6 protein-coding genes, 2 tRNA genes and 1 pseudogene are annotated in these 8,816 nt (G+C 62.6%); 2 read left to right on the plus strand and 7 right to left on the minus strand.

Going from position 1 to position 8,816, the window contains the following annotated elements:
• The 3 genes from ACEW8Q_RS02160 to ACEW8Q_RS02170 form a co-directional block, all read right to left on the minus strand.
• A partial coding sequence (locus tag ACEW8Q_RS02160) for a GTP-binding protein (protein WP_373502415.1) occupies window positions 1-139 on the minus strand: 139 nt, incomplete at its 3' end.
• Window positions 140-188: 49 nt separating this feature from the next.
• Window positions 189-262 (minus strand) — tRNA-Gly (locus tag ACEW8Q_RS02165).
• A gap of 55 nt (window positions 263-317) precedes the next feature.
• A tRNA-Tyr gene (locus ACEW8Q_RS02170) sits at window positions 318-403 on the minus strand.
• A 315-nt stretch (window positions 404-718) separates the two neighbouring features.
• Here ACEW8Q_RS02170 and rnd point away from each other — a divergent pair.
• Together rnd and ACEW8Q_RS02180 are read left to right on the plus strand one after the other, a co-directional pair.
• Window positions 719-1,894, plus strand: a complete 1,176-nt coding sequence (gene rnd, locus ACEW8Q_RS02175; RefSeq protein WP_373502410.1) for a ribonuclease D — start codon at window positions 719-721, stop codon at window positions 1,892-1,894.
• A gap of 41 nt (window positions 1,895-1,935) precedes the next feature.
• Window positions 1,936-3,897: an acyltransferase family protein gene (locus tag ACEW8Q_RS02180; RefSeq protein WP_373502411.1), complete on the plus strand. Its 1,962-nt coding sequence runs from the start codon at window positions 1,936-1,938 to the stop codon at window positions 3,895-3,897.
• Window positions 3,898-3,906: 9 nt separating this feature from the next.
• On the opposite strand, the gene ACEW8Q_RS02185 is transcribed toward ACEW8Q_RS02180, so the two are convergent.
• From ACEW8Q_RS02185 to ACEW8Q_RS02200, 4 genes and pseudogenes are all read right to left on the minus strand, one after another.
• Window positions 3,907-4,500, minus strand: a complete 594-nt coding sequence (locus ACEW8Q_RS02185; protein ID WP_373502412.1) for a thermonuclease family protein — start codon at window positions 4,498-4,500, stop codon at window positions 3,907-3,909.
• Window positions 4,501-4,603: 103 nt separating this feature from the next.
• On the minus strand, window positions 4,604-6,115 hold the full coding sequence (gene ppx / locus ACEW8Q_RS02190) for an exopolyphosphatase (protein ID WP_373502413.1): 1,512 nt from the start codon (window positions 6,113-6,115) through the stop codon (window positions 4,604-4,606).
• Window positions 6,112-8,292 (minus strand): RNA degradosome polyphosphate kinase, encoded by a 2,181-nt coding sequence (locus tag ACEW8Q_RS02195; RefSeq protein ID WP_373502414.1) that lies wholly within the window; start codon window positions 8,290-8,292, stop codon window positions 6,112-6,114. The genes ppx and ACEW8Q_RS02195 overlap by 4 nt, the downstream gene beginning before the upstream one ends.
• A gap of 88 nt (window positions 8,293-8,380) precedes the next feature.
• Window positions 8,381-8,816, minus strand: a pseudogene (locus ACEW8Q_RS02200) (chromosomal replication initiator DnaA); the annotation flags it as partial.

Below are 8,816 nucleotides of genomic sequence, written 5' to 3' on the forward strand. Positions count from 1 at the left end.
ACGACGTGTAAGTCGCACCGCCAGACTCGGCCAGAACCTTGGTGATCGCAGCCGTCAGCGACGTCTTGCCATGGTCAACATGACCAATCGTGCCAATGTTGCAGTGCGGCTTGTCGCGGTTGAATTTCTCTTTGCCCATCGTGGCTCTACCCTGTTCGCCGCGCATGCGGCATTCGCGATTTAAACGTTGGAGCGGGTGAAGGGAATCGAACCCTCGTATTCAGCTTGGAAGGCTGCTGCTCTACCATTGAGCTACACCCGCCCGGAAAACCGTCGTCCGAACTCCTTTTAACCCACTGACGTCAGGCCTCAAGCGATGGTGGGGGAAGAAGGACTCGAACCTTCGAAGCGATAACGCAGCGGATTTACAGTCCGCCCCCTTTGCCACTCGGGACACTCCCCCAGATTCGCTGCCGATTGGCAGAAAATCGTTGCTTGAGCCAAACGCCAAGGAGCCCGGGGATCACCCGGGCCCTTTGAGTTGCGGCGTTATGCAAGGGATGAAAACCCAAGTCAAGGGAATGATTGAGCCTTCGGCGGAAAGCCCGGCCGGCTGGAAGTCCCAGCCCAGCCGCGCCAACCCTGGATGAATGCGATTCACCTCAGACATTGCCTCCAGAGAATTCAGTAAAATACTGTTAAAAGAAGATTTTGTTGCCTTTGCAAGAATTATCGCGAAACCATTGACCTGAGCGGGCGATCGCGCTTCCCTGCGGAAATGGACCTGATAACAACCACCGAATCGCTGGAAACCCTCTGCAGTCAACTGTCCAACGAGGCTTTCGTCACCGTCGACACCGAATTCATGCGGGAGTCGACCTATTGGCCTGATCTCTGCCTGATTCAAGTCGCAGGCGAGACGCTCAACGGACTGATCGACCCGCTGGCACCTGGCCTCGACCTCAAGCCCTTCTTCGACCTGATGAACAATGCAGACGTTCTGAAGGTCTTTCACGCCGCGCGCCAGGACATCGAGATCATGGTCCACCGTGCAGGCATTGTGCCGCATCCCGTATTCGATACGCAGATCGCCGCCATGGTCTGCGGCTTCGGCGACCAGGTAGGCTACGAGGCGATCGTTCGCCGGCTTGCCAAGGCGCAGATCGACAAGTCCTCGCGCTTCACCGACTGGTCGCGCCGGCCCTTGAGCGAAAAACAGCTGGTCTATGCGCTGGCCGACGTGACGCATCTTCGCGTGGTCTACGAAAGCCTCAAGACCGAACTCGACCGTAACGGCCGCGAGCACTGGCTGCGCGAAGAAATGAACATCCTCACCAATCCCGCCACCTATCGCACCGAGCCCGAGGATGCCTGGAAGCGCATCAAGGTGAGGCTGCGCTCGAAGAAGCAGCTTGGCGTTCTGGTCCAGGTCGCGGCCTGGCGTGAGCTTGAGGCGCGCGAAAAGAACGTTCCGCGCTCCCGCATACTGAAGGACGATGCCGTGGCGGAGGTAGCGACACAGATGCCACAGACGCGCGAGGCCCTGAACCAGCTCCGCGCGCTGCCGAGAGGCATGGGCACATCGCGAATCGGTGATGCGCTTCTCACGGCCGTGAAGGCCGGACTTGGCATGGACCCCAAGTCCCTGCCCCAGCCCGACGATGGCCGCGACGACCAGAGCGAGGCAACCCAGGCCGCAGCCGAAGTCCTCAAGCTGGCGCTCAAGGTTGTCTGCGAGAAGGAAGGCATTGCGCCGAAGCTCGTGGCATCGAGTTCGGATATCGAGGCGGTCGCCGAAAGCGACGATGCGGATGTTCACCTGATGAAGGGCTGGCGGCGCGAGCTTTTCGGCGACCTCGCGCTCGCCATCAAGCGCGGCGAGGCCGTCATTGGCTTCGAGCGCGGCCGCGTGCGGGTCCTGTCCGCGGCGCCGGTCCAGAAGGCGGCGGAGTAGCACGGGGCCGAACGGCACGGACGGCGGACACCATAAACCAGATGAGCAAGACCGCCACGGCATGGGACGCCTCCTACCGGCCCGACATCGACGGGTTGCGCGCCGTCGCCGTCCTGTCGGTCGTCATCTTCCATGTGTTCCCGGCGGCCATTCCCGGCGGCTTCGCGGGCGTCGACGTCTTCTTCGTCATCTCCGGCTACCTGATCACCGGCATCATCCTGAGGGAGCGCGCGGCGAAGGCCTTTTCGCTCGTCACATTCTATGCCCGCCGCATCCGCAGAATCTTTCCCGCGCTGGCGCTGGTGCTTGCTCTGGTCCTTGGCTTTGCCTGGTGGTCCGGCCTGCCGCACGAGTTCCTGGCGATCAGCCGCAACACGGCGGCAAGCGTGGTCTTCGCGGCCAACTTTGCCTTCTGGTCCGAGATCAACTATTTCGACCCCGACAAGCTGACCAAGCCGCTTCTGCACCTGTGGTCCCTGGGGATCGAGGAACAATTCTATCTGGTCTGGCCCCTGCTGCTCATGCTGGTGCCGCTCCGCTTCACGCGGATCGCCATGGCGGCCATGGCAGCGGCCTCATTCGCGGCCTGCGTCATCGTCACGGCATCCGAACCGGACACGGCCTTCTACCTGCCCTTCACCCGCTTCTGGGAACTTGCGGTGGGTGGCCTCCTCGCCGCCACGGCACCCTCCATCGCCTTAAGCGCGCCATTGCGCAATGCGGCGTCCGGAATCGGCGCGGCTCTGCTCGCAGCCTCTTTCTCAATCCTCGACAGCAATGCCTTCCCCGGCGCATGGGCACTTCTGCCGGTTGCCGGATCGGCACTTGTCATCGCCGCAGGCCCGAATGCGCCTTTCAACGCCATAGTTCTAGGCAGCCGTGTGCCGGTCTTCATCGGCCTCATCAGCTATCCGCTCTATCTGTGGCACTGGCCGCTGCTGAGCTTTGCCACCATCATCAACCTGCCGCTCGATGGAGTGCTGCCGGGCCTGATCGTCATCGCTCTCTCCATCCTCTGCGCATGGCTCACATGGGTGTGGGTCGAAAGATCCGTCAGGCACCGCAAGGGCCGCGCCGTGGTCGCAGCACTCGTGGCCGTCATGCTGGCGATCGGCGCAGTCGGGCTGCTCGGAGCCACGGGCCTCCTCAAGCCGCGGCTGGCCTCGTCGGACCTGGCGCAAGCCATATCGCGCGCAGCCACCGAAGAGAGCCTCGCCTTCGCGGCCCCGACGGAAAAATTCTTCAGGGGCGAGATCACCCGCTTTCCGAGCCAGGTGGGCGGCGAGGTGGTATTTATCGGCGACAGCAACATGCTGCACTACTTGCCGCGCATCGATGAACTGGCGGCCCGGCCTGATCCCAAGCGGCTGGCCATCTCCTTCATCACGCGCGGCGGCTGCCCGCCGGTCACCGGCGTGGCCAAGGAACGCAACAAGACCTGCCTTGCCTTCCTGAAGGCTGCCCTTGACGAGGTGCGCCGTCCGGAGGTGAAGCGCGTGGTCTTCGCCGCACTCTGGGTGCCACAGCTCGTCAGCAGCGAGTTCACGGTCGAGGCCGATGGCCGCTTCCTGCCGCTCGATCAGCCCGAAGCGCAGGCCAGGGCCCTGCTGAACTTCGAGACGCAGGTGGCCGAACTGAATGCACTCGGCAAGGATGTCGTGATCGTGCTGCCCTCGCCGAACGAGATGAAAGTGATGCAGCCGACCCGCCTGCTGCCGGTCTGCGCGCGGCTCGGGTTCTGCCCTGCCGGACCAAGCCCGACGCCCGAGACCTATGCCCGCGCTGACGCCGAGGCGCTCACCTCCGCCATGCGCGACAAGCTGGTGGAGATTGCCCGGCGCACCGGCGCCCGCACCGCCGATCCATATGACACGCTCTGCGGCGCCGAGCGCTGCCCGCTATCGGAGGATGACGGCACGCTGGTCTACCGCGACGAGCGCCACCTCTCTGCTGACTACGTGCGGCGCAGCTTCGACATGCTGGACGCCTTCACGCGGCAATAGCTGGAGATGTCAGCACCAGCTTCTTTTGAAGCCGTACCATTTGTGCGCAAGCCCCTCGTCGACAAGCATGTCGCCAACTGACCGGCCGTTCTGTCTCAGCTTGCGAAGTTTCCGTCCATACTTGTCGTAGCCTTCTCCGACATCGACGATTTCGAAGCCACCGTGGTTGAGGATCGACACCAGCCGATTGCGGGCGCGAAGGCCGAGCCGCTTTTCCTTCTCGCAACTGGGGGAAAAGATCTCGGGCGCGTTCATGTCGCTGAGCCTGACCTTCTCACCGCGATAGCGGATCGTATCACCATCGATGACACAGGTGTTTGAGCGCGACGTGCAAGCGCTGATGTATCCGGTTTCGACAACCTCCACGATTGCGCTGCCGAAGAAACCGCCGTCTCCAATTATATCTTTGATCCCCAACAGGCTTCCGGCGGGGCTGAACAGAGCCAGTGACAGTGCCGCCACAATCGACCACGCCACAATATTGAGCCTGGTAACCGAGGCGAGAGGCTTTCTGCCCGGCGAAATTCTCGGACGGTGCGGCAAGCGCGAGCCGCGAGAACGGAATCCGTACCGGCGGAACGGAACGATGTTGTTCCTGGACATGCCAAACTCCCCAACGTTCCCAGTTGAGGATCTTGCGTGCATGATTGGAAAGTTCCAGCGTTTGCCAGAAACAGGGTCAACAAATTACAAATTCAGGCCGCGGTCAGCTAATCAGAACCTTGCCCGTCCGGCCCAGTTCGGCGGCGAGGCCGGCAAGGCGCTTGTCGACACGCTCACCGCCGAGATCGGCCAGCTTCTTTGGCAGCGTGAGCACCAGCGTCTTGTTGTCCCCCATCTTCAGGCCGATCTTGGGGAGCATGCCGGGCATGGCGGCGGAGAGGATGTAGGCAAGCCGGAACATGCTGCTGAGAAGATGCGCGCGCTGGTGGTCTTCGTCATCGAGGAGATGGTCGAGGTCGTCGCCTTCCTCACCCTCTCCATCGTAGCGGTAGAACACGGTGAGCGCGAGAAACACACGGCCCGGATGATCGATGCCGACAAAGGCCGCTTGCGAAATCATCGATAGCGAACGCTCGGCGCGATAGTCGGGATGCGCCCGCCAGCCGATGTCGGCCAGAAGGCAGGCGGCATAGCGGAGCCGCCGCTGCTGTTCCGTCTCGGCCAGCTTTCCGGGACCGAAGATCTGGTCGGTCCAGTCGCAGAGCTCCAGCTCATGCTCTGGTGAGCGCGCATAGCGCCTTGCGAAGTCCCAGCACGACGACAGCAACGCATCGCTTTCGCGCTTGCGGGCTGGAAGCTTTGCGTAGAGCAGCCCTTCACGGACACCATAGACCGAAATCTCGACGTTCTTCGCCTCGCTGTGGGCGAGAAGGCGCTCCAGCACCAACGCGCCGAAGGGCATCGTGTCGGAACGGCTCTTGGAAACCTCGCGAATTTCCTTGAGAGACGTGGGCGAAAGCCCGGCCACCAGCCCGGAGAGCGACATGGCCTGCGGCTTCGACAACCGGTAGCAGTGAAGGACATGAAGCGCGTAATGGCTTTGCGCCATGTGCAGCTTGGCGAGATTGCGCCATGTGCCGCCGACCGCGTAGAAGGTGCGGCCCTTCAACAACTTCAGAATTCCGGTCTTGGCGAAGGTCTCGTCGACGATCTCCCTGGCCTTGTCGATCGAACCGCCCGCAAGGTCCATGAGGCGCAGCGGACCCAGGGGCAAGGTCACGCCCTCGCGCAACTTGCCGTCCTTGATGTCGATGAGTTCAAGCGAGCCACCGCCGAGATCGCCCGCGATTCCGTCGGCCTCGGGAATGCCGGCCATCACGCCGAGCGCCGCATAGCGCGCCTCTTCCTTGCCGGTCAGCACGCTGATGTTGCAGCCCAGCGCCTTCTCGGCTCTTGCAATGAACTGCTCGCCGTTGCTGGCCTCGCGCGCGGCGGCTGTTGCCAGCGCATAGACATGCTTGGCACCGATCTGGCGGGCCAGCGCACGAAACCGCTTGAGCGCTGCCAAAGCCCGCGTCATGCCGTCTTCCGCCAGCTTGCCCTTGGTGGCAACGCCGCGACCGAGGCCGCACAGGATCTTTTCATTGAAGATCGGCGAAGGCGACCGGCGCAAACCGTCATAGACAACAAGACGCACCGAGTTCGATCCGATATCCACCACCGCGACCGGGCGGTACTTCGGTGGCTCGGTCCTGAATCCCTTGTGCCAGCTCACGTCTTCGCCTTGGCCTTCTTCTTCGGTCTTTCGATGATTTCGGGCGGCACATTACCCGCGAGCGAGCGCCCGCGTCCAGACAACGACGGGTTCTTCATGAAATAATCATGTGCATTGAAGGGCTCTTCTTCTGGTCCCGGCGCGATGCGGCGCGACGAACCATCCGCCAGCAACTCCCAGCTCTGCTGGTTGTCCATCATGTTCACCATCATGATCTGGTCGAGGATCTGGTCATGGACAGTCGGGTTCTCGATCGGGATCAATGTCTCGACGCGGCGGTGCAGGTTGCGCTGCATCCAGTCGGCGGAGCTGATGTAGACCTTGGCCTTATTGTGGGGCAGCGCATGGCCAGCACCGAAGCAGACGATTCGCGAGTGCTCCAGGAAGCGCCCGATGATGCTCTTCACACGGATGTTTTCGGAAAGTCCGGGAACGCCGGGCCTGAGGCAGCAGATGCCGCGCACCACGAGATCGATCTGGACGCCTGCCTGGCTCGCGGCATACAGCGCGTCGATGATTTCCGGATCAACTACCGAATTCATCTTGGCCCAGATCTGCGCCGGACGGCCGGCCTTCGCGTGCGCGATTTCCGCCTCGATGTTCTCCAGCAGCCGCTGCTTGAGGTTGATAGGCGAGATCGAGATCTTCTCCAGTTCCTCGGGCTGCGCATAGCCGGTGATGAAGTTGAACAGCCGCGCGGCATCGCGGGCAAGTGCCGGGTCGCAGGTGAAGAACGAGAGGTCGGTGTAAACCTTGGCGGTAATCGGATGATAGTTGCCGGTGCCGAAATGCACATAGGTCCGCATCATGCCGCTCTCGCGGCGCACCACCATCGAGACCTTGGCATGCGTCTTCAACTCGATGAAACCGAAAACCACCTGCACGCCCGCACGCTCGAGGTCGCGCGCCCACTGGATGTTGGCTTCCTCGTCGAAGCGGGCCTTGAGCTCGACCAGCGCCATCACCGACTTGCCCGCTTCCGCCGCCTTGGCAAGCGCTGCAACGATTGGCGAGTCCTTCGAGGTGCGGTAGAGCGTCTGCTTGATGGCGACGACATCGGGATCATTCGCCGCCTGCAGCACGAACTGCACCACGACGTCGAAGGATTCATAGGGGTGATGGACGACGATGTCCTTCTGGCGGATCGCCGCGAAACAGTCACCGCCATGATCGCGGATACGCTCGGGAAACCGCGCGATGAAGGGGCTGAACTTGAGGTCGGGACGCTCGTCGAGGATCAGTTGCTTGGTGTCGGAATAGCCGACCAGCCCGGCGCATTCGACGATGGCGTCGAGCGGCACGTCGATCTGGTCGGCGATGAAGTCGCGGAGCGAGCCAGGTGTTGCCGCATCGACTTCCATGCGAATGACCGATCCACGGCGGCGGCGCTTCAGCGCGGACTCGAACACCCGCACGAGGTCCTCTGCCTCTTCCTCGATTTCAAGGTCGCTGTCGCGGATGACGCGGACCAGACCCTGCCCCTTCACGTCATATCCGGGGAACAGCCGCGGAATGAACTGGCTCAGCATGTTTTCGAGCGAGATGAACCGCACGTCGGACGAACCCTCGGCAGCGGGCAGCCTCACGAAACGGTCGAGCTGCTGGGGAATGGGCAGCAGCGCGTTCATATGCCCTCCATCCTTCCGGCGCTTCAGTTCGAGGCAGATGATGAAACCGCGGTTGGGAATGAACGGAAACGGATGCGCCGGATCGATGGCGATGGGCGTCACCACGGGAAGGATCTGCTCGAGAAAGCGCTGGTCGAGCCAGGCCCTTTCATGCGGATGAAGATCGCTGCCGTCGGTGATGGCGATGCCGTTCTCCGCGAGTTCACCCTTGAGCCGGTGCCAGCGCCGGTCCTGCTCCGCCATCAGTTCCTGCGCGAGGCTGCGGACGCGTTCGAGCTGTTCCGCGGCGGTCAGTCCGTCGTCGCTCACCTGCGTCAGCTTTTCGCGGACCTGGCCCGCAAGGCCCGCCACGCGCACCATGAAGAATTCATCGAGGTTGTTGCCGGAGATCGACAGGAAGCGCAGCCGCTCCAGCAAGGGGTGCGAGGTGTTCCGCGCCTCCTCCAGAACCCGCATGTTGAAGCCCAGCCACGAAATCTCGCGGTTGATGAAGCGCGACGTCGTATCGAGGGTGATCGCCGGGTGGGTGATCGGAAGTTGCTCGGTCATGGCTGTCCTTCGGAATGTGGCAGGCCGTGTGGTTTCCCGTGCAGTATAACAGCCGGATGACGATCCGGTGAATGCTGAAACATTCCAGTTACTCGGGGAACATTCCGGGTTCGGTCAGATCCAGCAAGACCCGGCTCACCAGCCCCCGTGTCACCGGCAGCTTTTCTACCAGCGCCACCCGGTCGATCTCGGCCACCAGCGCGCGGGCGGCGTCGAGCGAGCGCGGCATCCTCAGCAGCATGTAGGAGACCAGCGCCTCCTCCACCGCGAGCTGCCGGTCGGCGAAGAGCTTCACCAGCACACCCCGGAGCAGGCCGTCATCGGGCGGCTCCAGCCGGGCGACGGGAAGTGCCTTGAGCCGCGAGGCGAGGTCGGGCAATGCCACGGCCCAGTTTGCGGGGTCGCTCTCGCAGGCGATCAGGACATGGCCCGAGGTTTGCCGCGCCAGATTGAACAGATGGAACAGCGCTCTTTCATCGAGGGCAGCGCCCGGAGCGTTGTCGATGGCGAGCGCGCCCGTTGCG

This window comes from Aestuariivirga sp. (assembly GCF_041738905.1).
In the GTDB taxonomy this organism is placed as follows: Bacteria; Pseudomonadota; Alphaproteobacteria; order Rhizobiales; family Aestuariivirgaceae; genus Aestuariivirga.